Origin of the sequence: Acinetobacter sp. Lyrl_1, assembly GCF_051948795.1 — a bacterium.
In the GTDB taxonomy this organism is placed as follows: Bacteria; Pseudomonadota; Gammaproteobacteria; order Pseudomonadales; family Moraxellaceae; genus Acinetobacter; species Acinetobacter towneri.
In genome coordinates this window covers 16,872-43,339 of sequence record NZ_JAYJLK010000021.1, presented here as the reverse complement: position 1 = coordinate 43,339, position 26,468 = coordinate 16,872, and the positions used below count along the sequence as shown (strand labels likewise).

Here is a 26,468-nt window from a genome sequence, read left to right as displayed (position 1 = left end):
AATATCCACCTGTAGAATCAATTTCGTTACCTGTCCAAACTGTACCAGGCATCATTCCAATTGCTATTTCACACAATAATTTTTTAATTTTAAACTGATAAAAAGGATGCTGATGTTCAAAAGAATATTTCATTGGATTTTCATAAGAAATTTCATTAAAAATATCTTTAACTGAATTAAGAGTTGATGTGTAATATTTAAATATAGCTTCTGCCATAATTTTTGGTAGTAAACTATCCAACAAAATTAAATTATTCTCAAATACAGCATTATTTAAATGGGAAAATTTAATATCGGCTCCCAACATTTTTAAATGTGCTATACGAGATTTAATAATTGGTTGTGGCAATGCAAGCTGATTAAAATCTTCAATCTCTTTTTCGGTTAGGCAAATATTTTTTATTTCAAAAATAAAATTTGTTGTCTTTCCTGCATTTAACAATGTGGATGGTTTACCTAATTTTGACTTTATGCTAAATCCCAATTCAGGCATTGTTCCAATTTTTGCATCATAAATTACGATTCTAATATCACTTTTCGCACTAGATTTTGCTTTAATCTTATTTGATTGGTATCTGGATATAAAGTTTTCCACATCTGGAATAGTAAATGATGCCGTTTGCTTTTTCTGTAATTCTGCCAGCAAAAACTGAGTAATATCTCTGAGTTCCTGTAATGGTATCTGAAAAACATCTTCACCCCGCAAAATCTCTACTATACCCTCTGATTTATGCGGTACATAAGTGAATAAATGATGATGTTCTTGACGTAAAATTCTAATTACAGGATAAATTAAATTATTTATTTTATTTAAGTTTTCATCACCCGCACTTAACTCCCCATCACATAGTAATTTAAAAAGGGCATAGAGTTCACTCCATTCCCCCTTATTTGCTGTAATCATACTCACCAATCTTCAATGCTTTTAATATTTCTTTTGCAGTTGCCTGTATCGCTGGAATAGCAACAGAATTTCCAAATTGTTTATAGGCTGAGGCATCTGAAACCACGATTTTGAAATGATCTGGAAACCCCTGCAACCGTGCCCATTCTCTTGGCGTCATTTTCCGAATACCTTTCCGATTTACCTCTCCTTTAATTCTAGTAGTTGGAGTAAAGTCTGTAATTCTATGATCTATAACTAAATTACGCTCTCTCCCCATTCCACCTACAACTATGGCATTGGCAATTGCGTGATCTGGAATAATAGCGTAACCAAAACCATTTCCTTTATTTTCATGTCGAGCTTTATGCTTTTCCAAGGTATCTAAATACTGTGTAGATAAGTAATATTTAGTAGGTACAACCTGAGTTTCCTTTATATCGGCAAAACAGGTTTTTTTATTTAATGGTTGTGGATAAGAGAAATTTTGAATTCCAGTATCTTTATGGAAGCCTACAATAAAAATTCGCTCTCTATTTTGGGGAACACCAAAATCTTTAGCATTTATAATTTGAGGCTCAGCAACGTAGTAACCTAAATCATCTCTTAATGTTTTTAAAATAGTTTTAAGTGTATTTCCCTTATCATGACTAATTAAGCCTTTAACATTTTCTAAAAAGAAAGCTTTAGGTTGTTTCCGTTTTATAATATCCGCAACGTCAAAAAATAGCGTACCGCGTGTATCTTCAAATCCAGATCTTTTACCTGCAATTGAAAAAGCCTGACAAGGGAAGCCTCCACATAAAATATCGAAATGATCAGGTATCGCATTTTTAGTAGACTCTAAAGTGATATCACCATAAGGCGTTTCACCAAAATTGACGGAATATGTTTTTTGGGCATATAGGTCTATTTCTGATGAAAATACGCACTCGCCACCAAGATTTTGTAACGCTAGCCGAAATCCACCAATTCCTGCGAATAGGTCAATAAATTTAAATTTACTTGGGTATTCTGGATAAAAAGGGATTGATTCAAAGAGGGAAAGGTTTTCCTCTTTGTTTACCACTAATTCACCATGAGCCTTTAAAACTTTTGGACTAGTAGAGTTCATCTCAAACCTTCAAGGCGATACAATAACAAAGCCATTACAATAACAAAATTTACCTTAAATAGCATGCAGTGCAAGACACAAGCTGTCGCTCTAGCACAATATTCGATAAGCGTTAGGACAGATGCCTGAGCTGAACTCAAATCACAAAAACGCTTCCAACACCGAATTTAAAAACACATGCCCTTGCGCAGTACATGCCAATCGCTTCGGATCATCCTGCAACAATTGCCGCTGACGCAATGTATTTAAAATATCCTGCAAATCATCCAAGTTTAAACCTGTGCGGGCAGTATACAAGTTTGCCTCAACCCCATCATTCAGGCGCAGTGCATTCATCATAAATTCAAATGGCAACTCATCGGCTGCAATTGCTTTAAACTGCAAGTTTTCCGCAGGTACTTTGGCTAAGTAATCTTTCGGCAAACGGGTTTTTTGGAAGCGATACACACCATCATGCAAAGTCACTTTGCCATGCGCCCCCGCACCTATCGCCAAATAATCGCCAAACTGCCAATAATTTAAATTATGTGCAGACGGCAACTCTTTACGCCATGCAGACACTTCATAATTCACAAAACCTTGCGCAGTTAAATAGGCTTCACCCTGCGCTTGAATTTCTTCCAAGACATCATCTACAGGTAAAATTGGCTGAGTGCGGAAAAAAACAGTATTAGGCTCAATAGTCAATTGATACCATGAAATATGCGTTGCACCATGTTCCACTGCCAGTTTTAAATCCTGCAGTGCTTGCTGCAAAGTCTGTTCAGGCAAGCCATGCATTAAATCGACATTAATTCGCTGAAAGCCCGCTTCACGCGCCAAGCCAATTGCGGCAATCGCATCATCATTAGAATGAATACGCCCTAATTTTTTTAAATGCTCAGTATTAAAACTCTGCACGCCAATCGACAAACGGTTAATGCCTGCAGCCAAATAATCTGCAAAGGGATCATGCTCCACTGTTCCCGGATTAGCTTCCAACGTAATTTCGCAGTCATCTTCAAAAGCTAGCACGGCTTTCAGCTGTGTAAATAACCATTGATACCCCTGTGCTGAAATTAGCGAAGGTGTGCCACCGCCAATAAAAACACTGTGAATTTTCCGCCCCTGCGCAAACTGAGTCTGGGTTTTAAAATCTTCCAGCAAAGCCTGTAGATATTCCTGTTCTAAATCTAAACTCAACTTACCGTCAGGCACAGCATGTGAATTAAAATCACAATACGGACACTTACGCACGCACCACGGCATGTGAATATATAAAGATAAAGGAATATCAATGGGTTGAAGCGGATTCAAAGACAGACTCAATGCAAAATCAAAACAGTGATACAGATTTTAACATGACTACAGCAGGACACTGATGTATTCCCTAGAATTTGCTTTAGACTAGAATCTGTTTAATAAGAAAAAATGTGAAAATGATGAAGATATCCAGCCAATTACTCTTAATTTTGCCACTGGCGATGGGCATCGGGATTGCAATGGCCTTTCAAACTGCAATCAACAGCCAATTGCGTGAATATTTATATTCTCCGTTACAAGCTGCCCTTTTCTCTTTTTTGGTTGGTACAATAGTTTTAGCCATACTGGTATTTTTTCAGCAAGTCGAAAAACCCAACCTCAGCATCTTGCTCAACATCCCATGGTATTTATGGATTGGCGGATGTCTAGGGGTTTATGCCATCAGCATGAGTATTTATAGTGCTCCAAAACTAAGTTTACTCACTTTATCTGGGGTGATTATTTTTGGACAAATGGTCACATCAATGCTGATTGATCATTTTGGGTTCTTGGGCACTGAAAAAGTCAGTATCAATTGGCAACGTCTTTTAGGTAGCGTGGTGATTTTTATTGGTGTGCTTCTCACTTTACAACGCTAATACCCAAACGCTAAGCACCTCATGCATTGAGATTTTTTGTGTCAAATATACATTCTGTGACCACGACCCGTTTTGAATTAAAACAGCTTTTTCAACTGATGATTCCAATTTTGGTCACACAATTTGCGCAAGCAGGTTTAGGTCTGATTGATACCATTATGGCAGGTCACATGTCTGCCACCGACTTAGCTGCTATTGCTGTTGGGGTCGGTTTGTGGATGCCCATTATGCTGCTGTTCAGTGGCATTATGATTGCTACCACACCCTTAGTCGCCGAGGCTAAAGGCGCGCGTACCCCAGAAAAAATTGCAACCATCGCCCGTCAGTCTTTATGGATTGCGTTTATTTTAGGTGTGATTGCAGGGCTGATTTTACAGCTCATGCCTGCACTATTGCCATTATTTGGTGTGCCTGAAAATTTACAGCCCAAAGCAGGCTTATTTTTACATGCCATTGGTTTTGGGATGCCTGCCGTGACCATGTATGCTGCCTTGCGCGGTTATTCGGAAGCACTGGGCTATCCACGCCCTGTGACTGTAATTAGTCTGTTGGCATTGGTTTTATTGGTTCCGCTGAACTTTATGTTTATGTATGGCTGGGGGCCTCTGCCTGAACTGGGCAGTGCGGGTTGCGGTTTTGCCACCGCCATTTTGCAATGGTTAATGTTCATAAGTTTGGCATTTTATATTTTTAAAAGTCGCGCCTATCAAAGCACGCAGGTATTTAGCCAATGGGAAGCGATTGATGCGGTCTGGATTAAACGTATTTTGCTGTTAGGACTGCCCATTGGTTTAGCCATTTTCTTTGAAGTGAGTATTTTTAGTACTGCCGCCATTGTAATCAGTCCTTTGGGAGAAACCAAACTGGCAGCCCATCAAATTGCCATGTCAGTCACATCTCAGTTATTTATGATTCCCATGTCTTTGGCAATTGCCCTGACCATTCGTATTGGCACATATTATGGCGAACAAAATATTCACGCCATGCGTAAAGTACAAGGCTTAGGCTTTGCAACTGCAACTGTATTTGCCTTTTCTACAATGACGCTGATGTGGTTTTTCCGTCCTGAAATCATTTCAATTTACACCCGCGACCCGCAAGTGGCGCAAGTGACGATGTCTCTATTATTATTTGCGATTGCCTATCAACTCATGGATGCATGGCAAATTAGCGCAGCAGGTTGTTTGCGTGGCATGCAAGACACTCAGGGCCCAATGTGGATTACCATGCTTGCTTATTGGGTTGTGGCTTTCCCCATTGGCGTGTATTTAACTCGTTACAGCAGTATGGGCGCTGCAGGGGTTTGGGTCGGGCTGATTGTCGGTTTAAGCATTGCCTGTGTGTTACTTCTGACCCGTTTATATTTCAACAATCAACGACTGGAACGCCAATTTACAGCATAAACCTCAGCCTACTCACCTACATGCCAAAATACGTTTTGGCACGTGGGTCTTGTGATCAAAAAATACTTTAACAATTAAAAGTAGGCATTTTGCTCACGAACACTTATGATCAAAAGATAGTAAAGATGATCTTGAGGAACATCGCATGGCAAAAACGGCGCGTACACCTGGTCGTCGCTTTATGAAACTTGCGAGCATGACAGCAAGTATTGCAACCAAAACGGTATCGAACTCGATTAAAAACCTCACCGCAGATGAAGAACAAAAAAATGCGGCACGCAGCCAATTGTTTCAGGATATTGGTATCCAAATTGCTGATACCTTAGGCGAAATGAAAGGTGCGGTGATGAAAGTCGGGCAAATTGCCTCGCAATATAAAGATATTTTTCCGCCTGAAGTTGCCAAAGCCATCAGTAAATTACAGCGCCAAGCACCTGCCATGCCTTTTGCTGAAATTAAGGCACAAGTTGAAAAAGAACTCGGTAAACCGCTCGACAAAATTTTTAAACACTTTGATGAAACTCCGTTTGCAGCCGCATCTATTGGGCAAGTGCATAAAGCCATTTTACCCAATGGCGAGCAAGTGGTGGTCAAAGTGCAATATCCTGGGGTCGATGAAGCCTGCGAAAGTGACCTAAAACAAGTCCGTCTGGCACTGCGTTTAATGGGTGTACTTAAAATAGACCGTAAATTACAAGACCGTCTATTTCAGGAAGTTCAGGAAAGTTTAGACAATGAGCTGAACTACCAGATTGAGGCACAAAACCTAGAAGTAGCGCGTACCTTTCACGCGGCTTTGGATGATAAAATTATTATCCCACAAGTGTTTAAAGACTATTCTTCGCGGCATATTCTCACCTTAAGTTTGGAACAAGGTGAAAATATAGAAACGGCAAGCACATGGTCACAGCGTACCCGCAACACTTTGGGACGACGTTTATTGCGTGCCATGGGTCAAGAAATCTTTTATTTAAAACGCTTTCATTGCGACCCGCATCCGGGCAACTTTGCGTTCCGCCAAGATGGTTCTGTGGTGATTTATGATTACGGCGGCGTCAAAACTCTATCGAATGATGTAGTGCATCATTTTCGACAACTGATTCATGCTGCGCGTGCGCAAGATATTGCCGAAATTGAACAGCATCTAGATGCACTGCAGGCAATTTCTGCATTGGGTAAATTCCCTGAAGATTTATATTTGCAATGGTTAGAAGTGCTGATGCGTCCGCTAACCACACATTATGATTTTGCTGAAAATTCTGCCCATCATGATGGCGTTGAGTTGGTCAAAAGTTCATTGAAATATTGGGATGTGTTTAAGCCTTCTCCCGATACCTTAATGGTGAATCGAACTGTTTCAGGGCATTATTGGAATTTAATTCATTTAAAAGTACATGATAATTTAAATGATATTTTTGAGGAGTTGGTTCCACCGCGAGCTTAGACTCAACTTTGGACTCAGCAAAGGATGCTGAAAATAAAGCCCAATCTGTTTTATGCTCCGTAACTAAAATTATAATCCAGACAAAAAATCCTCCCAAATGTAGGAGGATTTTTTGTTATCTAAACCGATTCATTCAAGTTGAAACGATGAAATTCAAATTATTGAATTTCAAGGTGTTTGATTAAGCATTCCAGATCATCGGCAGACAGTTGTCCAATATAAGTGAGTTGTGTTTTTTGGATAGGCAGCTGATATGTTTGTACTGTATCAATCCACGATGGCTTTTTTAAACCAGCCTGTTGCCAGTTTTTAATTTCCACATATTTGCTTTTAATAAAAGCAGACTTATTTTCGTACTGACTACTTAAACGGAATACAACATAGTCGGTGTCCGTTTGGCGAATATACAACACAGGTCTGGTCTTACCCTCGGCAATATCTGTAAAGCCAACATAAGCCCAATAGAGTTGTTGGGTCATTAGTAGCCGCCATCATCTTCTAAAAAAGCAGCAGTATCCGCAGCGCTAGACACTTTTACACTAGGAACATTATGGCTCATCGCGATTAATCTTGCTGTATTCAAATCCTCGTCACTCACTTGAGTCGTGACAGGTATTTTTCCAGTTCGTGCAATTTCAGCGTAAACCATGCTCATTACAGTGGCAGGCGTCAGACCAACTTTTGTCATAATGTATTCTGCCGATTCCATAATTGCCTGATCAACCGTGTATTGAACCCGTTTTTTTACCAATGTTGTCATCATCTACTCCATACATACCACTGAATGCCATTTTATGCCTTAAAATGGCATGGGTCAAACTTGTTCTTACGATGCCTTTTCACTTCCAATAGAAAAAATTATTTAATCTGTGCAGACACTATTCCCTCAATGACAGCCCTTATACAACAGGTTTAAAAAGGGATTGGATAATTTTTGATGTAAAACTCACTAGAAAAAATGCATGTGGGTTTTATTTGCCAAATTAATTATTATGTTATAACATTTCACAAATTACACATTTAGTTTGGAGAAATCTCATGCGTCCAAATATCCACCCAGAATATCGTGAAGTTTTATTCCACGACACCAACGCCAATGCCTGTTTTGTGATTGGCAGCACCTTACAAAGCAGCCAAAGTAAAGAATATGAAGGCAAGGTATATCCTTATGTGACTTTGGATATTTCAAGCGCATCGCATCCGTTCTACACAGGCGAGCAACGTCAAACCAGCAATGAAGGACGTGTTGCGAGCTTCAACAAACGCTTTGCACGTTTCAAACGCAAAGCTTGAGTTTTATTGCAAAATCTCACAATCACTTCATATTCAGTTAAGCTTTTTGTTTTATATTTTAAACATAGCAAGATTGCTCATCGAAACGATGGGATATCCTCTATCTTCAAAGCCCAAGCACTCTCCTCCAGCTTGGGCTTCTTTTTATTTATAATTTTTATCTAATGGATTTTTCTACTCAACGATTGATTTGGTACAGACCCTAATCTAATGTTTTAAAAACTGTTGAATCACATAAAAACCCAATCCCAGCAACATCACTCCCAAAACCACACTGGAAAGCGCATAACTAAACGCCATACCTTGCTGTCCATGTCTTAAGAGTTGCCAAGTTTCCAAACTAAAACTGGAAAAAGTGGTAAAGCCACCAAAAATACCTACCATCAGTAATAAGCGGGCTTCCTGCTGCAACACAGGATATTTCTGACTCAATGCAAAAAATACACCTGCCAAAAAGCAGCCAAACAGATTGACCGACCACGTTGCCCATGGAAAATGCTGTGCCGATTTAAATAAATACAGGCTTGCGGCATAACGTAAACTTGCGCCAATTGCACCGCCCATTGCTACCAATAGCCAATTCATCTGTTCTACTGTCCTTTTTGCGGCTATGTCGTGTATTTCTCACAGCCATAATTTTTAGTCACATGTGATCTCTCTCTGTATTTCAAGATATTCTTGCCCGAAGCATCCATATCTTTGCTCAGATTTTACATCTTCCTAAATCACATAAGTTAAATACACGAAAAAGTTTTCCACTCAAAACCAAATTGCGCTAGTCTGCATATTATTTCAATTTAGGCACATGTGGAGGATGTCATGGCAAAAGAATTATTGGCTCAAGTTGAGGCAGGCAGTGCAACATTTGCCGATGTGATTGCATTCATTGAAGCACACTATAACCACACCCCAACCGCATTTAAAAATGGACAACAAAACAATGCGGCCACTGAAAATCAGGGCAGCGCCAAAGTGTTTTCTTTTGCTCAGTTAAAAGGTTTAGATCAGGCACAAACCCTCAGTTTGTTTGCAGAACACTATGCCTCGGTACGTGCAAACCCGACAAGCAGTGACCACCAAAATATTCGCCAGTTTATGCAACATGGTTGGGATGGCATCCAATTTGAAGGACAAGCACTCAGCGCCAAATAATTTTTAGTATTTTAGTTTTAAATTTAGATAGAAAAGCCGTGCGATACTGATTATAAACAGCCTCACACGGCTTTTTATTTTAAGAAAATTATAGATTTTTTGCTGCTAAATCTCACAACAATTCAAGCTGTTTAGCATAATCAAACATATCAAGAAATACGCACCCGACATTGCCATTCTTGTATTGCGGTTTTTTCCCATGCACGGGCATGTTTCACGTGGAGCAATTCCTGACCAGCCTTGACTGCCTGAAAATAAAATATTTTTTGTCCACCTTGCCCTACTTGAGCAGAAGATGAAGCTTCAGCAGTATGATAAATACTTTCTACATCAAATAGCTTCAGTGACTCTACCAAACTCCATTGATAGCCTGTACTTGGGTTTTCATTCAGTTGTAATTCTAAAGTTTGTCCGACATCCATCTCTAACAATGCGGGACATTGCTGCTGCGCTGTAAATTTAAAAGTTTGCCCATCAATGCTTGAATTCATACCTGTGCATGCGCTTAAGCCCAATGCCACAACACATCCACTCAAACCCATGCGCAAATAGCAATTCATCACCCTGTCCTAACTTTTAACCTTTTCAATCCACTGAATTGAACTGACGCGAAATACTTCGCACGCACCATCCCCCGTATCGGTAGGGGTAAGCGATGACGTCCAAACCAAGTCCTGATCTTTCACCTCAACCAACTCACCTTTTAAACGCACCAAATCACCACGTTTTACTTTTTGAATGTCTTTGGCAATTTTTGGGTTGGCAGGAATGATATGCATATTAGACACCATTTGCATGGCTTGTTCTGCAGGCACAGGTAAACGGTCTATTTTCCAGTTTAAATAGCGGTCATATTGATTGACGGTAATATGACGGGCAATTTCAGGCTCAGCAAATAAACCCCAACTCACCGCATAATCAATCGGAGAAAATTTGGCTTGGGCATCATCCTGATAGGTTTTTGAACCCAAAATTCGAAAATCACCCTTAAAAGGTTGCAACACTTCAATCGACTGACCTTTCACGACAGGAGGCAAGCCTTTGGCAATATTACGCTCGACCGCAGCATAGACGGAACATGGCAAAGCCAGAGTCAGTAACAATGCCGTGAGTTTTAGCGAAATATGCGTGTTCATCTTAAAATCTGCCTATTAAATTCATCTATCTATATTTATCTTAATCACAGATCATGAATACAATAGTTGAAATTGGTAACAAAATGCAGTCATTGGCTCATTCTGACATGGCAAAAACCCTGTAATTTCAGCTAAGCTTATCGGCATAAAAATCAATAATTAGATCTGCACATGCTCTATAAATTTTATCAAAAACATATTTTCCCGCACTTGCTGAATCAGGTCATGCAAACTCCATCCTTAATGGATTTACGACGTGAGCTTTTATTGTGCGTATCGGGCGAGGTTTTGGAAATTGGCTTTGGTACGGGTTTAAATTTACCTTTTTATCAAGGTGTAGATACCGTGTATGCCTTAGAATCCAATGCAGCAATTTTCCAATTGGCGCAGGAACGAATTGATGCAGCACCGTTCGTGGTTGAGCAGATCACCGCAAGTGCAGAACAACTGCCTTTTGCAAATAATCAATTACAGCATGTGGTATCCACTTGGACGTTGTGCAGTATTCCAGACCTAGAACAAAGCTTGCGAGAGATTTATCGTGTCTTACAACCGGGCGGCACTTTGCACCTCGTAGAACACGTTTTAAATCGACACAACTTGAATATTCAGCGTTTACAGCATCTGCTCACGCCTATTCAAAAAAAAGTTGCAGATGGCTGTCACTTAAACCGTGACATTGAAATTGCCCTACTCGAAACTGGTTTTGAATTGGGAGAAGTTCAATATTTCGATGTTGCAGGCATTCCAAGGCTGGCACAGCGCATGTTATTGGCGCGAGTGCATAAACCTCAAGCAGCAATTTTCTGAATATGAGTGATACGCAGCAACACACATTGCGCTGCATAGGCTGAACCAACGCCAACCCAAAAGGCCTGCCCAGATTTCACAGAATGTACGTGAACAATATCGCCTTGTAGCTGTATACGCTGCCCCGCTTTTAGCCGACGAATTTGATTTGCGATTTGCGCATTGGCGGCAATCACACTTAAATGTTGAACCTGCTGTTGTATTACTGCCTGTTCTGCTGCACTCAGCTGTCCTTCAACCTTGAAGCAACGTCTAGGTTGGTCAAACGTCAGTTTTGCAGACATATTTGGCAAACTTTTTTGAGTCACCAATACATCAATATTACTCACATAAGCCAAGTCATTAAAATGCCCCACATAAGGGCTGGCTTGGTGTAGAACCTGCCGCTGTGGTTTAACAAAACGCTTATTGAGCACGGTCACTTCTGTCTGAAACGCTGCGACTGAACTTAGTTTGAAATTCTTTAAAACCCCAGATTCTTGTAAATGTGGAATGGCACGAAAAAACTCGGCCCAACTCCATAACAGCACACAAAATAAAGCCAAGGCAATGGAAAGTTGTTTCATGTTACGCTGTCCTGTATTTGACTCATGCTTCACCTTGATCAAGCTTAATCAGCATCTTGAAAATCAATCCGAATGGTTTCAAAACGCAGTCTGCCCTGCTGAATGGCCTGCGCAATTGCTTGCTGACCTTTGGTCAAACGTGCGCCACCACTCTTAATATCAATCAGGACAATTGCAATATCTTCGGCACGCCCATTGCCATCCCGATAATCGGTATAACCATCAAACACGATATAATCAACAGGATCACCTAAAAATTTGGCATCGCTCGGTAAATACTGAAATTCGGGCATAATCGGTGCTAATTGCTCTGCCATTTTGCCTTTCAACACCGCACGACTGGTATTTACACTGCGCTTTTGTGCCTGCAATAACGCCTGCTGATGTGCCAATTCAATTTCTGCAATATATTGTTCATACTCGGCTTTAATCCGTCCATTGCGGCTATTGCTTAATATTAAGGTGGTCAACACCACGCCGATACAGGCACCCATCAGCATTGCCATCCAGATTGACATAAAAACCTTCCTAAACCTTTTTGCAGAACTTGATACGACTTTTGTCAACTGTCATATTCCGAGCACAAAACAATGATATGCTAGGGATGAGCAGATTAAAATCGATTCGAGGGTCATGAAAACTATATTAATTGCCAACCAAAAAGGTGGCTGTGGAAAAACCATTACGGCTATTAGTTTAGCATCTGCGCTTGCACAAAAAGGCTATAAAGTTGCTTTGGCGGATGCCGACAATCAAAAATCTGCGCTGCAATGGTTAAAACAACGACCAGAAACAGCCGCTCCAATTCAAAGTTTAGATTGGCGTCATGAAAAGTCGATTGGCGATGCACCCAAAAACATTGAATATTTAATTATTGATGCACCTGGTGCGTTATCGGGTGAGCATGCCGAGCAGCTGATTAGCGAAGCACATGCCATTATCACACCTCTACAGCCTTCATTTTTTGACATTGACTCCACCCGTCGCTTTTTAAAGCATTTACAAGATATTAAGCGGATTCGCAAAGGCAAGGTACAAATTTTATTGCTGGCCAACCGTGTTAAACCAAACTCTGCCAGTTCTAAAGATATTCAGGATTTTTTCCAGAAAATTGAACAACAACCTGTGGCTTGGATTTCAGAACGTGCCGCTTACGGACAATTGGCCATGCAGGGTCTCAGTATTTTTGATAAAACCCAAAAATCTTATTTACAGATGCAAAACCAATGGCAACCTGTATTAAACACCATTGTAGATGACCCTGCTCAATGGTTTTAAAGCCTAGAATCGCCACCGTTTAGAACTTATTCACCAGAACTTACCAAGCTCTCGTTTTCGGGAGCTTTTTTTTCAGTTAATATGGCACATGACCTTAGGAATGTTTCAGTGAATTCAGTGCAACAGTACGCGCCAACATTACAAAAAATTTTATTGTTTGGACTGTTTTTTGTCCTGATCTTTTTGGGTTTTCACATACTCAAATATTTTATTGTTCCTGTTGTTTGGGCAGCAATCATTGCCTATATGAGCTGGCCACTATATCAGTCGGTGCTACGTTTATGCGGTCATCGTCCTACGCTTAGCGCAGCCTTAATGATGCTGATGGTCACGTTGGTGGTCGGCATTCCACTCACTTTTGCCATTTTTATCCTGCAACATGAAGGTCGCAACTTATATTACGAATTACAAAAACAGGTCTTTTCCGGACACTTAAATGTCCCTGATTTCATTCGCAATTTACCTATTATTGGTAAAGAAGTCACCCGCACCCTTAAAGAAATTAATCACGATCCGAACAGCATTGTGCAATCCATTTCCTTATGGATTCAAGGGCATTTAAATTACGGCAAAGTGGTGATTAATGAAGTCAGCAAAAACCTAATCAAACTTGGTTTTGCCCTGCTATCGTTATTCTTTTTCTACCGCGATGGTCACACCATTTTGCATCAAGTCAGCAAAGCTTTGGAAATGGTGATTGGGCCACGTATTCATCACTATTTAGATACTATTTCTGAAACCACACGTGCTGTGGTCTATGGCGTTGGACTCACCGCAATTGCGCAAGCCTTACTCGCAGGCGTGAGCTATTTTGTCGCTGGGGTACCTAATCCGATGGTACTGACCATTGTGACTTTCTTATTTGCCTTAATTCCGTTTGGCCCACCGTTAGCTTATGGTTCGGTGTCGCTGTGGTTATTTAGCCAAGGGCATACCATGGAAGCCATTGGTGTGATGGCGTGGGGCGTGTGTGTGGTCAGCACTGCTGATAACGTGATTCGTCCTTTGGTGATTTCGGGTGCCACTCAAATTCCATTCCTGTTGATCATGTTTGGAGTTTTAGGTGGAATTGCCAGTTTTGGTCTGATTGGTCTATTTATTGGCCCTGTGATTTTGGCAGTCTTACTCGCTATTTGGCGTGAGTGGTTGCATGAAAACAACAATGAAGGATTAATGATGCCCAAAGCTACCCTTGCGCATGATCTCCCTGAAGACGATTCATCATCCAATTCAAAGCTTGATTAAGCTGTTTTACTGATCATATTGCTCACATGGCTGTGTTGATCTGAATAAATCAGCTCAACACAGTACATACATACTACTACGCAAACGTTGTATTGTAACGGAGCTAACTTTGCTTCAATCAAGACATCCCTAAATATTATGCACAACAAACAGGATGTCTTTTATGCGCTCAATACTCAAATTTGCCAGTCTTGCTGCTTTTAGCAGCCTAGTACTTATGGGTTGCAGCACCACCGCGACCACACAACAAAAATCTAAAATCTTAAAAATGCATGCTGTTTCAGCACAAGGGATTGGCAAGGAATTAGGTACGGTTGAACTGCGTGACAGTGCAGCAGGCTTAGTCATTCACCCCCAACTCCAACAACTCCCTGCAGGCGAACGAGGTTTTCATATCCATGAAAAAGGTTCATGTGCAGCAGCAGAAAAAGATGGAAAAATGGTTGCTGCTTTGGCAGCGGGCGGACATTTTAATCCCAAAAATATCCCGAATCATGGTACACCGCTGACAGGACATTTAGGGGACTTACCGGCTTTAAGTGTTGCAAACGACGGAACAGCCAAAGTGACTGTGATTGCACCCCGTTTAACATTGGCACAAGTTGAAGGGTTGGCCTTGATGATTCATGCAGGCGGTGATAACTATGCTGACCATCCAAAACCATTGGGCGGCGGCGGTGAGCGAATTGCCTGTGGGATTATTTAAGCGAGCATGATGCATTTTCAATAAAACATTTATTACCAATTGTGGATAAGTTAAGGGTTATACACATGCCTTTCGACTTATCCGCAAAAAGTAAAATTTATCTTTTTGAGGATTATTCTCAAACGACACTCAATGCAGCTCTTCTTGCTTTATATCGGTCGTATTTCATAACCACACTTACTCGTTTTTGAATAACTTGCTACTAACTTGCACAAAATTAGCTCAATTTTGCAGCCATCGTATCTAGTTCATCAATGTGCAGAGCTCGCAACAGCTCGTCTTTGCTATTGTCACTATTTGCGCTACACTGCTGTTTTATCGACATGAAAAAGATTTGGGCATGAACATTAAAACATTACGTTTGGTTGGTTTCCTAGAAGGTATTTCATTCTTATTATTGTTATTTATTGCAATGCCCATGAAATATATGTTCGACAACCCAATTTTAGTGAAATATGTCGGAATGGGGCACGGCGTATTATTTATCGCCTTTTTAGTGGTGCTGTTTGTGGTCTGTGAAAAGCAAAAATGGTCACTAAAAATGTTTATTCTAGGTCTCATTGCCTCTATTTTACCTTTCGGGCCTTTTGTATTTGATCACAAATTGAAAAAATTAGAACAACAACCAGCAGAAGCTTAATACAGTTTTGTAGCAGTAGTTAGCTGCCGAACAATGAAAAAACCACAAGATGCGTTAATCTCATCTTGTGGTCGCCATATCAATAACGCTGTGTGATCATTCAATTAAGCATCACTGCCCTCGGCAGGATATCGAATAAAATTGCCTGTTTTAATATCATCAAATGCTTCTAAAATTTCAGCATAGCTATTCATCACAAATGGACCATGTCCATTGATCGGTTCATGTAATGGCGCTGCGCTTAAAAACAGAAAATGACAGTCACGTAAAGCGGTCAACTCGATGTTATTTCCCAAACTCGACATCACAGCCAAAGCGTGATCATCCCATTCCTCATCGGTAGGCTGAAATTGTGCGCGCCCCGAACGCATATACAATAAGGTGGTATCGCCCGATTGCGCAGGCAATTGAACTCGATGCCCTTTTTTCACAAACACATCATAAACTTGCATAGGCGAATGTACTTGTGCAGGGCCTACATGCTGTAAATACGCACCTGCAATCACACGCACATACCCCGCATCATCTGCCAAGGCAATTTGAGGAATCGTGTCTGCACGTAAACGCTGATAACGTGGGCGATTCATTTTGTCTTTGGCAGGCAAATTGACCCACAGTTGTAGCATTTCAAACGCACCACCCTGCCTAGAAAATGCTTCACTAAAGACTTCTTTATGCATCACACCCGAAGCTGCAGTCATCCATTGCACATCACCCGCTGCAATAATACCGCCACCACCGCTTGAATCTCGATGTTCTAATTCGCCCTGAAACATAATGGTGACTGTTTCAAAACCACGATGTGGATGTTCACTGACGCCTTTACTTAATTGCGTCGGTTTTAAAATGCCCGGCCCCAAATGATCAAGCAGCAAAAAAGGCGATACGGTATTGCCCAATTCATAATGTGAAAATACCGAAAGCACAGGATAAAAATCACCCACGGCAAAACGGCTATCATTGCGGTGTAGAAATGCTAGAGTTTTGATGGACATGCTGCGCTCACACGTTTTTGAATCGAATGAAGTCATCCTAAATAAAAGCTGTGGATAACATGAGTATTATCCACAGACGCTTTGTTGCATTTTTAGAACATCATGCAAGATTTACCTAAGCCCTACAGCAATTTAAGGACATTTTTTGCTTTGGAAAGTCTTGGTATTTTTACCACGTGCGCATAAGTAAGCGGTTTGCACATCACCCTGCTGCCATTGTCCATTAATATTTTTAAAGTGATAAATACTACGAATTGAACGTACCGAATCATCCATTAAGCCTGTTTCGGTAATTTTTACTTCTGCCGCAGTTGGTGCTTCGACACGGTTAAAGTATTGACGAATTTCAACGGTAGCCAATTCTTTACGCAAATCTGGACGTTGTTTGAGTACCTGCGCCAAAGGTGTTTCTGCAGGCGTAACTTGTGAAATAATATTCTGTGTAGTCGCACAGCCTGACAATAACGCAACACCCAATGCGGAAACCGTGATTAAACGCAACATAACTCCTCCAAAATGTTGATTATTATTTATGCTTCTATGATGCCTTGTTCGAGCAGAAACGCTAGAACAGAAATGTAAAATTAAAACAGCGGCATAAAAAAACGCATCACGAGGATGCGTTTTTCAATTCACTTAAATAAATGAAAGGCGAAAGGAATTACAAATCAAATAATTTGCCTGGGTTCATAATGCCTTGAGGGTCAAAAACCTTTTTCAACGCTTTCATATATTCAATTTCTTCAGCTGAACGTGAATATTCCAAATATGGTTTTTTGGTCATGCCTACACCGTGTTCTGCAGAAATAGAACCATCATATTTCTTCACAGTATCAAATACATACTTATTTACCACCTGACATTTGGCAAAGAATTCGTCTTTGCTTAAATCGGCAGGTTTTAGAATGTTCAGGTGCAAGTTACCATCACCAATATGACCGAACCAGCAAATTTCAAAGTCAGGATAGTTTTCTGCCACAATTGCATCAATTTCTTGAATAAATGCAGGAACATGAGTAATCAATACTGAAATATCGTTTTTGTATGGAATAAACGGTGCAATCGACTCAGAAATGTCTTCACGCAAACGCCATAAGCTTTCAACTTGGTCTAAGCTTTGGCTCAATACGCCATCCATTACCCAGCCTTGTTCCATACAGTGTTCGAAAATTTCCATCGCCTTGTCCATAATTGGCTCAAATGGCGCTTCAAATTCGAGCAACACGTAAAATGGACATTCGGTTTCAAATGGACGTTGCACATGACCATGATCCAAGACCTTTTGCATCGCCAATTCACCAAAGAATTCAAATGCAGTCAAATCAATTTTGGCTTGGAAAGCATGTAATACAGGCATCACCGAATTAAAATCAGGTACGCCCAACACCATCACTTGTAAATCTTGCGGTTGGCGTTCTAGCTTAATTTCAGCTTCGGTCACTAAGCCAAGTGTGCCTTCACCGCCAATAAATAAATGTTGCAGCGCATAACCTGTTGCGTTTTTGATCATGCCTTTGTTCAGACGCAGGATATCTCCTTTGCCTGTTACCACAGTCAGACCCAACACCCAGTTACGGGTCATGCCGTATTTAATGACTTTAATACCGCCCGCATTGGTACCAATATTACCGCCAATTTGTGAAGAACCTGAAGATGCAAAATCGACTGGATAATACATGCCTTGTTCTTCGGCATAGTTTTGTAGTTGCTCAGTCACCACACCCGCTTGCACACGTACCATACGGTCTGCAGGGAAAAATTCCAAGATTTGGTTCATCTTGTCCATGCTGACTACAATTTCACCATTGGCTGCCACCGCACCCGCAGATAAACCTGTACGTCCGCCCGATGGAGTAATGGCCACATTAAACTGATTCGCCAGTTTTACAATGGCTTGTACTTGCTCTGTGCTTGATGGGAAAACGATGACCGATGGGTTCGGATCAAAATGCTTTGTATGGTCACGACCCCAGTTTTGGAGGCTATCGGCATCCGTTTTAATACGGTTTTCACCGACTATTGCCGTTAATTGGGTCAATAACTCAGGGGTTAAAGCGACTGGAGCATTCATCGTTTGCAGACCTAGCAAGAATTAAACAGGAAGAAAAGCGGCTGTCTGCATATCTTGATCAATTTGAAGATACTGCAGACTAAATATGTGCATCAAAGCAACAGCGTGGGTTGGCTTTCATGTGTGCCGCTTATTATAAGCGATTTTTTTGAAAAACCTGTGAATATTGGCAATTCCGATAATATAACGTGGTAAGAACAGGGTAATTTTGGGCAATATTTCTGAAAGAGATTATATCTGACAAAAAATACCTGCACTCTTGGTCATAAAGGAAATGTATATCGACCCGTCTCCTATGTTATCATACCGCCACTAAATTTGGCCTTTGTAGCGGAGCCGTAATGAGCCAACATCTTTCACTACCTAAAGATAAAATTCGTTTCTTGTTGTTAGAAGGCGTACACCAGAACGCAATCGACGTGTTAAATGCAGCGGGTTATACCAACATCGATTATCGTAAAACAGCGCTTGAGGGCGATGCGTTAAAAGAAGCGATTAAAGATGCGCATTTCATTGGAATTCGTTCACGTACACAGCTAACTGAAGAAGTTTTTGAAGCTGCGAACAAACTGATTGCGGTAGGTTGTTTCTGTATTGGTACAAACCAAGTGAACTTAACTGCAGCAATGGAACGTGGTATTCCAGTTTTCAATGCCCCTTATTCAAACACCCGTTCGGTTGCAGAATTGGTATTGGCTGAAGCAATTTTATTGCTACGTCGCGTACCTGAAAAATCAACCGATACACATGCAGGTGGCTGGAACAAGTCTGCTGTAGGTTCATTTGAAACACGTGGTAAAACTTTAGGTATCGTGGGTTACGGTTCAATCGGTTCTCAACTTTCAGTATTGGCTGAAAGCTTGGGTATGCAGGTCATTTATTATGATGCTGTGACCAAGTTACCGTTAGGTAATGCACGTCAAGTTGGCTCTATGGGCGAATTATTGGCAAATGCTGACGTGGTTTCTTTACACGTTCCAGATGTACCCTCTACCCGCAATTTCATGGCAAAAGAACAATTTGCACAAATGAAAGAAGGCGCAATTTTCATTAACGCGGCACGTGGTACTTGTGTGGTGATTGAAGATTTGGCAGATGCCATCAAGTCTGGTCATATTGCAGGTGCTGCAGTTGACGTATTCCCGAAAGAACCAAAAGCCAATGGTGAAGAATTTGTTTCCCCACTACGTAACCTACCAAACGTGATTTTAACACCGCACGTGGGTGGTTCGACCATGGAAGCGCAAGCGAACATTGGTTTAGAAGTGGCAGAGAAATTTGTTGCATATTCAGATAAAGGTATGACTTTGTCTGCAGTGAACTTCCCTGAAATTGCACTGCCATTGACTGAAGGCAAGCACCGTTTATTGCATATTCACCAAAATATTCCAGGTGTATTGTCTAAAATCAACAACTTGTTTGCTGAACACGGCATCAACATCTCTGGTCAATCACTTATGACCAAAGGTGATGTCGGTTATTTAGTGATGGATGTTGATGCGACTGCATCTAAAGAAGCACTAGATACTTTACACGAAGTTGAAGGCACAATTCGCGTACGTGTCTTGTTCTAAGACCACACGCTGGTGCTACAAAAAACCACAGTCTTAGCACTGTGGTTTTTTATGCCTGATCTATGAGTAACCTTGAGTTGCCACAGCCCTGTATTTTTAAACTTGCTATAATCTGCCTGACCTTCCCATTTCCACACTGTTGAGTATTTTTCTGCCCCATGCCAAACGCCCAACTCACTGCGGTGTTGTTCATGGTTTTATCCATGATCTCCTATCAAATCAGTGCTTCTTTTGCCAAACAATTGTTTCAGGTGCTTGACCCGCTTACTGTGACGATTTTGCGACTGTGCTTTGCCAGTGTAATTGTGGCAATCATGTTTCGCTCATGGCAAATTCTGTCGCGGCTCGCACATTTAAAATGGCGTGATTTATTGTGCTATAGCGCCGCCTTGGGCTTAATGAATATTCTGTTTTATCTGTCTTTGGGCAAGTTGCCGCAAGGTATTGCGGTGGGTTTAGAGTTTGTCGGGCCTTTGGGCTTAGCTTTATTGTCCATTCAAAACCGTAAAGATTATGTCTGGGTATTGTTGGCAATTTTAGGCATTATTCTTATGGTGCCTTGGGGGAAAGCGCAAGGTGATCATTTTAGTCTGTTTGGTACAGCATGTGCCTTAGGTGCAGGATTGTGCTGGGCTTTTTATATTTATTTTGGGCAAAAAGTGGTGCAGCAAAATATTGGCATGCACGCGCTGACCATCGCCATCAGTATTTCGGCTTTGGCTTTGATTCCATTCGGACTGTATAACAATCCCCCCGCACTGTTTGAAACCCAGTATTGGGGCAAGGCGCTTGCCATTGCAGTGCTTGCCACGGCCATTCCTTATGCGCTGGATTTACAGGCCTTAAAACAACTCAGCAAAATGAGTTATGGCACACTTTCCAGTTTATCGCCTGCTTTGGCTGCACTGACAGGCTTGGTATTGTTGGGTGAGAAAATTACTTCACTGCAATGGCTCGCGTTATGCTGCATTATGTTAGCTTCGGTGGGCGTTACTTTTAGAGCAGTAAAAAAATCCAAACAGCCGCAGAATGTTTAAACCAAACTGTTTTTAGACATCTGTTGGTATTTTTCATATTCTGCCAAATATTGCTTGGCTAGACTTTGTTTTTGCTGTTCAGATAAAATTTTGCCTGCCTGCTGAAAAAAACCGTGTTCTTCTTCTTTTAAATGATGATGGACTTTTTCTGACAATTGTTTAGCTACAGCCAACCAGCCTGTATTGCTCATTTCAGTTTCGGTCAACTGTTCTAGCAACTCATCAATTTCATGATGTTCAGACAAGGCATGGCGGGTAATATTCAACCCTGCATCCATCATCATCAAAGGGATATAAAAATAACGGTCTTCTGCCACAGCATGGGCAAACAACTCATTTTTGAGTTGCTCAAAATAGTCTCTACGCTCAGGACTATCGCCCGAAGTTTGAATGAGTTGGGTGGCTAAATCTCGTTGAATCTCGTGACTCTGGCGCAAAGCTTCAAAAATATTCATGTGCAGACCTCTTGTTTTAAACCGATGCTGGTTGGCAAGCAAATGTCACTGGCTAACGCAACGCTCGGTTTTATTGTCGGTTTTTAATTTCAGTTTTTAGCTCTAATTACTGTATAGGGCATGGCGCTGAAATCCTGCAAAGATTTGTATGAGAAACTTTACGTCTGCATAGCACAAGTTTAAACAGACTATCTCACTGCATTTTAAAGATTTAACACTCGTTTAGGCACCAAGCGTTTTTTTTCGGTAATTTCAGCCAAGCCTAAACAACGCTCACCATCAAAAACCAATACTTGCGCAGCAGCGGGATGCTCGATATTACTTTCCATGCCTCGGCTAAAATATTCGGCCCGACCTTCAGGCACCTGAACCTGTGGAAAATGCTGTACAGGCGCATAAGCAGGCAGTAATAAGGCTTCACGTTCCGCTTCGCTTAAACTTTCCAAATATTCAATGCTATAGCTTGGAATCAGGTCAAAATGCCCCGTTTTAATCCGATGCAAATAAGTCAGGTGTCCATAAGTGCCTAAAGCTTTGGCAATATCTTCACCCAACACACGAATGTATGTACCTTTGGAACAGGTCACATCCAGCGTGATACTGTTTTCGGTAAATGACAGTAACTCAATCGCATAAATGGTAACTGGGCGTGCTTCACGTTCAATTTCAATGCCTTGACGTGCCAGCTCATATAGCGGACGACCTTCTTTTTTTAAGGCAGAATACATGGGCGGGACTTGCATAATATCGCCCTGAAACTTCGTCAAAACCTGTTCAATTTTTTCTTGGCTCAAAGCTGGCACAGCTTGCTGTAACAAGACTTCACCTTCTACATCTCCTGTCGTAGTGCTATGCCCGAGTTGAATGGTGGTCTGATAGCGTTTTACAGAATCAAGTAAATAATGTGAAAACTTGGTCGCTTCACCTAAACAAATAGGCAACAAACCTGAAGCCAATGGGTCTAATGCCCCAGTATGTCCTGCTTTTTGCGCCCGAAACAACCAGCGTACTTTTTGCAAAGCCGCATTGGAACTAATCCCCAAAGGTTTATTTAATAAAAACACACCACTAATGGCACGACGCTGAATTTTAGCCGCAGATGATTTCATAGCAAAAAGTAAGTTAAAGCAAAACTGCGTCATGGTAACAATCTGCCGAGATAAATGACAACTTTTCTAGAACAGCTACCAACTTTTATGGCATATTGAAACCCGATTAAAAAAATAAAACGGATGAAACAGGTGCATCGGAATGCAGAAAAATAAAATATGGGTTGTTTTAGCTGTTGTTATTCTAGCCATTGCCGCATTGGTGTATTGGCTGATGCCGCAGTCAGGCACATCTGAATCTACTTCTCGTGAACAGACTTCAGATACACAAAGTGCAGAAAAGATACGCATGCAGCAGGCCATGCACAATAACGCTGCCGCGTCATTTTTAAGTCCAAGCCAGCAAGATACCGAAATCAATTGTCAGCTCAGACTAGATTCAAGCAACCGCCTGATCGTTAATGAACAAACCCGCAATTGTTTTGAATATTTTATTACCCAATATGGCGAAAAGAGCCTTGAAGCAATCAGCACAGATTTTAAAGCCTATATCACGCAAAGCCATAAAGAACCTGCTTTATCGCAAATTTTAGATTTATGGCAGCGTTATTTAGACTACAGAAATGCGTTGGGGCAACTGCAAGCACCGAACTTGAGTCAGGAAGATCCACAATATTACCGCAGCATTTTTAGCAATATGCAAAACCTGCGTAAACAGTATTTTTCAGATTATGAAATTGAAGGTTTATTTGGTACGGAAGATATCTACACCGAATACACCTTAAAACGCATGGCGGTGATGGATGATAAAAAATTGTCCGAAGCTGAAAAAGCGCAAAAATTACAGGAATTATTTAAACAACTCCCGCAAGATTGGCAGGAGAATTTAGAGCAGTTAAATACTTTACAGGATTTGCGCAGTTTAACCGCAGCAATTAAAGCACGTGGCGGTTCTGCCGCAGAAATTCGTGACATGCGTCTAAACTTGGTAGGCCCAGAAGCTACCCAGCGTTTAGAACAGTTAGATGGGCAACGCAGTCAGTGGAAATCACGAGTAGAGGATTATTTAAGTACGCGTGATCAAATCATGCAAAGTGGAATGAATGATCAAGCCAAGCAACAAGCCGTGAAACAATTACGCGGACAGCATTTTCAAAATCCACAAGAGCAATTGCGTTTAGAAACCTTTGAACAGGTACATGATCAAGGTGGAAAATTACCTTTTGCTGACTAACATATCTACATAGGAAACTGGGGCATTCAACATGCCCTATTTTTATGCCTGAAAAGCTGTTTTAGTACAAACTCACCACAACGATTTAATATACAAATGTCTATAAATATTAAATAGATATCAATATGCATGTAGATTTACAAATCTCTGGGACAATGCGCAATAACTGTCCCCAAATGATATGTTTTTTCTAAATTACGCATGAAAAAATACCTGAGCGTACAAAAAATAGTCGAGGATGACTCACAATAATGTGCCGTAACCAACGGCAATTTGCATATCTGAGCTTTCAGGAGGGAAGCGAAGCCACCACTTCACTTGTAATAAAAATAAAGAACACAGGATTGTTTTATGACCATCATCTCTAACATACGGGCAATTACATTGGCTGTCACTAGCTGCTTGCTCGGTTCAATGGGTGTCGCTCAAGCTGCTCCAAGCGTGTTGCCTATTCAGGAACAGGCCAAATCTGACTATGCCAAAACCAAATATCCATTGCTCATGGTACACGGCTGGCTCGGATGGTCACGCATTGGCAATGAAACCTTTAATATGGATTATTGGTATCAAATTTTGCCAGATATGGCACGTAATGGCGCAACCGTATTTGCCGCACAACTCTCCCCTGCACACCGTACTGAATTTCGAGGTGAGCAACTGATTGCCCAAGTCGAAGAAGTCATGGCAATCACTGGCAAATCCAAAGTCAATTTAATTGGTCACTCACATGGTGGCCCAACAGTACGTTATGTAGCTGCGACCAAACCTGAATATGTGGCATCAATTACGGGCGTTGCAGGTACATTCCGTGGCTCCAAAGTTGCCGATGATATTCAAAATAATCGTTTATCACGCACCGCGTTTAATATTTTAGGCGACTATATGGTGGCGCCTCTCATTACTTGGGCGCAGCAACAGCCAGACATGCCTGTCGATTTTGATGCATCGATGGCTTCTTTAACCGAAACAGCGTCTGCAGATTTTAACCGTCGTTTTCCAACCACAGCCTTGGCCGCAAATTGCAGCAGCAGCGGTGCCAAAGTAGATCGCGGGATTCATTACTATTCATGGACAGGTGTAGCACAAGCCACCAATTTACTGGATATTGACACTGTTTTAATGCAACTCGGCCCACTGTCTTATGGCAATTTAGACAACGATGGTATGGTCGCACGTTGTAGTACCCACATTGGACACGTCATTCGTGACAACTACCGACTAAATCATACCGACCTTGCCAACATGATGTTTGGCTTAACGGGCTTGTTTGCACCTGACCCAGTTGCACTGTATCGACAACATGCCAACCGATTGAAATTACAAGGTTTGTAATAGTAAAGCTCATTTCAATCTTGGCAAAACCATCTTCCTGTGCTTGAAATTCAAGTGCAGGAAAACCTTTAAAAACAACTGATGTTTCAACAGCCATTAATCATTCAGAACTTGCAATCTTGCAAATTTCCTGAATAATGATATTTGACAATAGATATTGTCATGCTAGGAAAGCACAATAAAATAGAGGATGTTATATGAAATATGGATTATTCATTGCAGGCTTAATCGCAGCCAGTACCCTCAGTACTGCGCACGCATCCAATGCAGAACAGGTCAAATCTAACTTCGTAATCTCCAGTTATGCCAAAACCAAATACCCAATTGTGTTTACTCACGGTATGGCAGGTTTTATCAATATTGGTGGAGATCAGTTAGGGGTCGACTATTGGTACCAAATTTTACCCAATTTAGCACGTAACGGTGCCAATGCTTGGGCAACCCGTGTATCTCCATTTAACTCATCAGAAGTTCGTGGCGAACAATTGGCACAACAAGTCGATGAAATTCTTGCAATTACAGGTGCAAGCAAAGTCAACTTAATTGGTCACTCACATGGTGGGCCAACCATTCGTTATGTTGCAGGTGTAATGCCGTCCAAAGTCGCATCACTGACTGCAGTCGGTGCACCCAATAAAGGCTCGCCTGTGGCAGACTTTATTTTGAATGTACAAGGTACACCACTCGAAAAACCATTAATTGATATGGTCAATTTAGTGTCTAAAACCATTACTTGGGCACAGGGTTTAGATCCAAATAGCTATCCACATGACTCATTGGCAGGTGCCAACAGTTTGAGCACCACAGGTTCAGCACAATTTAACAGCAAATTCCCAATGGGTATGCCAACGACAAGTTGTGGTGAGGGCGCTTATCAAGAAAAAGGCATCCAGTTCTATTCATTTACGGGCAATACGGCTGTCACTAATTTACTCGATCCAGACTCAGCCATGCTGGCAACCAGTTTATTGATTGATGCGGGTCGTGATAACGATGGTCTGGTTTCACGCTGTAGTGCCAAATTTGGTAAAACCATTCGTGACAATTACTATTGGAATCATTTAGATGAAGTAAACCAACTGCTGGGTTTAAAAAGTATTTTTGCCTCAGACCCTGTCGATGTCTATCGTCAACATGCCAACCGTTTAAAATTACAAGGTTTATAAACTCA

General features: G+C 41.2%; 31 protein-coding genes. 15 read left to right on the top strand and 16 right to left on the bottom strand.

What is annotated here, in order from left to right; all coding sequences use genetic code 11:
* From VF675_RS08365 to hemW, 3 genes are all read right to left on the bottom strand, one after another.
* Window positions 1-904 (bottom strand): HpaII family restriction endonuclease (locus VF675_RS08365; protein WP_440205056.1); only part of this gene is annotated, 904 nt, incomplete at its 3' end.
* Window positions 888-1,997 (bottom strand): DNA cytosine methyltransferase, encoded by a 1,110-nt coding sequence (locus tag VF675_RS08360; RefSeq protein ID WP_004974609.1) that lies wholly within the window; start codon window positions 1,995-1,997, stop codon window positions 888-890. The genes VF675_RS08365 and VF675_RS08360, both read right to left, overlap by 17 nt.
* A 141-nt stretch (window positions 1,998-2,138) precedes the next feature.
* Complete coding sequence (gene hemW, locus VF675_RS08355; RefSeq protein WP_131260602.1) at window positions 2,139-3,293, bottom strand: radical SAM family heme chaperone HemW; 1,155 nt, start codon at window positions 3,291-3,293, stop codon at window positions 2,139-2,141.
* 122 nt (window positions 3,294-3,415) lie between these two features.
* Here hemW and VF675_RS08350 point away from each other — a divergent pair, with 122 nt between their 5' ends.
* The 3 genes from VF675_RS08350 to VF675_RS08340 all read left to right on the top strand — a co-directional run bounded on the left by VF675_RS08350 (window position 3,416) and on the right by VF675_RS08340 (window position 6,724).
* Window positions 3,416-3,877, top strand: a complete 462-nt coding sequence (locus VF675_RS08350) for a DMT family transporter (RefSeq protein ID WP_440205055.1) — start codon at window positions 3,416-3,418, stop codon at window positions 3,875-3,877.
* A 38-nt stretch (window positions 3,878-3,915) separates the two neighbouring features.
* On the top strand, window positions 3,916-5,280 hold the full coding sequence (locus VF675_RS08345; RefSeq protein ID WP_131260604.1) for an MATE family efflux transporter: 1,365 nt from the start codon (window positions 3,916-3,918) through the stop codon (window positions 5,278-5,280).
* Between the two features lie 145 nt (window positions 5,281-5,425).
* Window positions 5,426-6,724: an ABC1 kinase family protein gene (locus VF675_RS08340; RefSeq protein WP_440205054.1), complete on the top strand. Its 1,299-nt coding sequence runs from the start codon at window positions 5,426-5,428 to the stop codon at window positions 6,722-6,724.
* Between the two features lie 158 nt (window positions 6,725-6,882).
* Here the strand turns inward: VF675_RS08340 and VF675_RS08335 are convergent, their stop codons facing one another.
* Window positions 6,883-7,203 (bottom strand): type II toxin-antitoxin system PemK/MazF family toxin, encoded by a 321-nt coding sequence (locus tag VF675_RS08335; protein WP_131260605.1) that lies wholly within the window; start codon window positions 7,201-7,203, stop codon window positions 6,883-6,885.
* Window positions 7,203-7,484 (bottom strand): type II toxin-antitoxin system RelB/DinJ family antitoxin, encoded by a 282-nt coding sequence (locus VF675_RS08330; RefSeq protein ID WP_136144463.1) that lies wholly within the window; start codon window positions 7,482-7,484, stop codon window positions 7,203-7,205. Before VF675_RS08330 ends, VF675_RS08335 begins: the two co-directional genes overlap by 1 nt.
* Before the next feature lie 278 nt (window positions 7,485-7,762).
* Between VF675_RS08330 and VF675_RS08325 the strand changes: the two genes are divergently transcribed.
* Window positions 7,763-8,017: a type B 50S ribosomal protein L31 gene (locus VF675_RS08325; protein WP_440205053.1), complete on the top strand. Its 255-nt coding sequence runs from the start codon at window positions 7,763-7,765 to the stop codon at window positions 8,015-8,017.
* A gap of 207 nt (window positions 8,018-8,224) precedes the next feature.
* Here VF675_RS08325 and crcB read toward each other — a convergent pair whose 3' ends face one another.
* A complete protein-coding gene (crcB, locus tag VF675_RS08320) occupies window positions 8,225-8,602 on the bottom strand; it encodes a fluoride efflux transporter CrcB (RefSeq protein ID WP_179994098.1) in 378 nt (125 codons plus the stop codon).
* Between the two features lie 234 nt (window positions 8,603-8,836).
* Between crcB and VF675_RS08315 the strand changes: the two genes are divergently transcribed.
* A complete protein-coding gene (locus VF675_RS08315) occupies window positions 8,837-9,169 on the top strand; it encodes a HopJ type III effector protein (protein WP_136144551.1) in 333 nt (110 codons plus the stop codon).
* 149 nt (window positions 9,170-9,318) lie between these two features.
* Here the strand turns inward: VF675_RS08315 and VF675_RS08310 are convergent, their stop codons facing one another.
* Both VF675_RS08310 and VF675_RS08305 read right to left on the bottom strand, forming a co-directional pair.
* On the bottom strand, window positions 9,319-9,729 hold the full coding sequence (locus VF675_RS08310; RefSeq protein WP_136144550.1) for a protease inhibitor I42 family protein: 411 nt from the start codon (window positions 9,727-9,729) through the stop codon (window positions 9,319-9,321).
* Between the two features lie 9 nt (window positions 9,730-9,738).
* Window positions 9,739-10,305 carry a hypothetical protein gene (locus VF675_RS08305; protein WP_179991508.1) on the bottom strand — a complete coding sequence of 189 codons (567 nt, stop codon included), beginning with the start codon at window positions 10,303-10,305 and terminating at the stop codon, window positions 9,739-9,741.
* 171 nt (window positions 10,306-10,476) lie between these two features.
* On the opposite strand from VF675_RS08305, the gene VF675_RS08300 reads away from it, so the two are divergent.
* Window positions 10,477-11,115, top strand: a complete 639-nt coding sequence (locus tag VF675_RS08300; protein WP_440205052.1) for a class I SAM-dependent methyltransferase — start codon at window positions 10,477-10,479, stop codon at window positions 11,113-11,115.
* Here VF675_RS08300 and VF675_RS08295 read toward each other — a convergent pair.
* Together VF675_RS08295 and VF675_RS08290 are read right to left on the bottom strand one after the other, a co-directional pair.
* A complete protein-coding gene (locus tag VF675_RS08295; protein WP_180062287.1) occupies window positions 11,097-11,681 on the bottom strand; it encodes a hypothetical protein in 585 nt (194 codons plus the stop codon). The genes VF675_RS08300 and VF675_RS08295 overlap by 19 nt on opposite strands.
* Before the next feature lie 44 nt (window positions 11,682-11,725).
* The gene (locus VF675_RS08290) at window positions 11,726-12,199 is read right to left on the bottom strand and encodes a Holliday junction resolvase-like protein (RefSeq protein ID WP_440205051.1); all 474 of its coding nucleotides are present in this window, start codon (window positions 12,197-12,199) and stop codon (window positions 11,726-11,728) included.
* Between the two features lie 115 nt (window positions 12,200-12,314).
* Between VF675_RS08290 and VF675_RS08285 the strand changes: the two genes are divergently transcribed.
* From VF675_RS08285 to VF675_RS08270, 4 genes are all read left to right on the top strand, one after another.
* Window positions 12,315-12,959, top strand: coding sequence for a ParA family protein (locus VF675_RS08285; RefSeq protein ID WP_180043375.1), 645 nt, complete (start codon window positions 12,315-12,317; stop codon window positions 12,957-12,959).
* A gap of 108 nt (window positions 12,960-13,067) precedes the next feature.
* The gene (locus VF675_RS08280; protein ID WP_004974553.1) at window positions 13,068-14,204 is read left to right on the top strand and encodes an AI-2E family transporter; all 1,137 of its coding nucleotides are present in this window, start codon (window positions 13,068-13,070) and stop codon (window positions 14,202-14,204) included.
* A 163-nt stretch (window positions 14,205-14,367) separates the two neighbouring features.
* The gene (sodC, locus tag VF675_RS08275) at window positions 14,368-14,910 is read left to right on the top strand and encodes a superoxide dismutase family protein (protein ID WP_180158757.1); all 543 of its coding nucleotides are present in this window, start codon (window positions 14,368-14,370) and stop codon (window positions 14,908-14,910) included.
* 340 nt (window positions 14,911-15,250) lie between these two features.
* Window positions 15,251-15,550, top strand: coding sequence for a DUF3817 domain-containing protein (locus tag VF675_RS08270; RefSeq protein WP_303363602.1), 300 nt, complete (start codon window positions 15,251-15,253; stop codon window positions 15,548-15,550).
* A 104-nt stretch (window positions 15,551-15,654) separates the two neighbouring features.
* On the opposite strand, the gene VF675_RS08265 is transcribed toward VF675_RS08270, so the two are convergent.
* From VF675_RS08265 to VF675_RS08255, 3 genes are all read right to left on the bottom strand, one after another.
* Window positions 15,655-16,539, bottom strand: coding sequence for a pirin family protein (locus tag VF675_RS08265; RefSeq protein WP_440205058.1), 885 nt, complete (start codon window positions 16,537-16,539; stop codon window positions 15,655-15,657).
* Between the two features lie 138 nt (window positions 16,540-16,677).
* Window positions 16,678-17,049 (bottom strand): hypothetical protein, encoded by a 372-nt coding sequence (locus VF675_RS08260; protein WP_004974545.1) that lies wholly within the window; start codon window positions 17,047-17,049, stop codon window positions 16,678-16,680.
* 157 nt (window positions 17,050-17,206) lie between these two features.
* Window positions 17,207-18,616, bottom strand: a complete 1,410-nt coding sequence (locus tag VF675_RS08255) for an FAD-binding oxidoreductase (RefSeq protein ID WP_154320282.1) — start codon at window positions 18,614-18,616, stop codon at window positions 17,207-17,209.
* A 341-nt stretch (window positions 18,617-18,957) separates the two neighbouring features.
* On the opposite strand from VF675_RS08255, the gene serA reads away from it, so the two are divergent.
* Window positions 18,958-20,190: a phosphoglycerate dehydrogenase gene (gene serA, locus VF675_RS08250; RefSeq protein WP_104852617.1), complete on the top strand. Its 1,233-nt coding sequence runs from the start codon at window positions 18,958-18,960 to the stop codon at window positions 20,188-20,190.
* A gap of 49 nt (window positions 20,191-20,239) precedes the next feature.
* Here serA and VF675_RS08245 read toward each other — a convergent pair whose 3' ends face one another.
* A complete protein-coding gene (locus VF675_RS08245; protein ID WP_162164694.1) occupies window positions 20,240-20,395 on the bottom strand; it encodes a hypothetical protein in 156 nt (51 codons plus the stop codon).
* Between VF675_RS08245 and VF675_RS08240 the strand changes: the two genes are divergently transcribed.
* On the top strand, window positions 20,349-21,227 hold the full coding sequence (locus tag VF675_RS08240) for an EamA family transporter (protein WP_440205050.1): 879 nt from the start codon (window positions 20,349-20,351) through the stop codon (window positions 21,225-21,227). The genes VF675_RS08245 and VF675_RS08240 overlap by 47 nt on opposite strands.
* Here the strand turns inward: VF675_RS08240 and VF675_RS08235 are convergent.
* Window positions 21,224-21,682: a hemerythrin domain-containing protein gene (locus VF675_RS08235; RefSeq protein ID WP_440205049.1), complete on the bottom strand. Its 459-nt coding sequence runs from the start codon at window positions 21,680-21,682 to the stop codon at window positions 21,224-21,226. The genes VF675_RS08240 and VF675_RS08235 overlap by 4 nt on opposite strands.
* 203 nt (window positions 21,683-21,885) lie before the next feature.
* The gene (gene truB, locus VF675_RS08230; protein WP_440205057.1) at window positions 21,886-22,791 is read right to left on the bottom strand and encodes a tRNA pseudouridine(55) synthase TruB; all 906 of its coding nucleotides are present in this window, start codon (window positions 22,789-22,791) and stop codon (window positions 21,886-21,888) included.
* 142 nt (window positions 22,792-22,933) lie between these two features.
* On the opposite strand from truB, the gene VF675_RS08225 reads away from it, so the two are divergent.
* From VF675_RS08225 to VF675_RS08215, 3 genes are all read left to right on the top strand, one after another.
* The gene (locus tag VF675_RS08225; RefSeq protein WP_440205048.1) at window positions 22,934-23,965 is read left to right on the top strand and encodes a lipase secretion chaperone; all 1,032 of its coding nucleotides are present in this window, start codon (window positions 22,934-22,936) and stop codon (window positions 23,963-23,965) included.
* A gap of 351 nt (window positions 23,966-24,316) precedes the next feature.
* Window positions 24,317-25,297, top strand: coding sequence for an esterase/lipase family protein (locus tag VF675_RS08220; RefSeq protein ID WP_004974531.1), 981 nt, complete (start codon window positions 24,317-24,319; stop codon window positions 25,295-25,297).
* 197 nt (window positions 25,298-25,494) lie between these two features.
* A complete protein-coding gene (locus VF675_RS08215) occupies window positions 25,495-26,463 on the top strand; it encodes a lipase family alpha/beta hydrolase (RefSeq protein ID WP_440205047.1) in 969 nt (322 codons plus the stop codon).
* The last annotated feature ends 5 nt before the right edge of the window (window positions 26,464-26,468 follow it).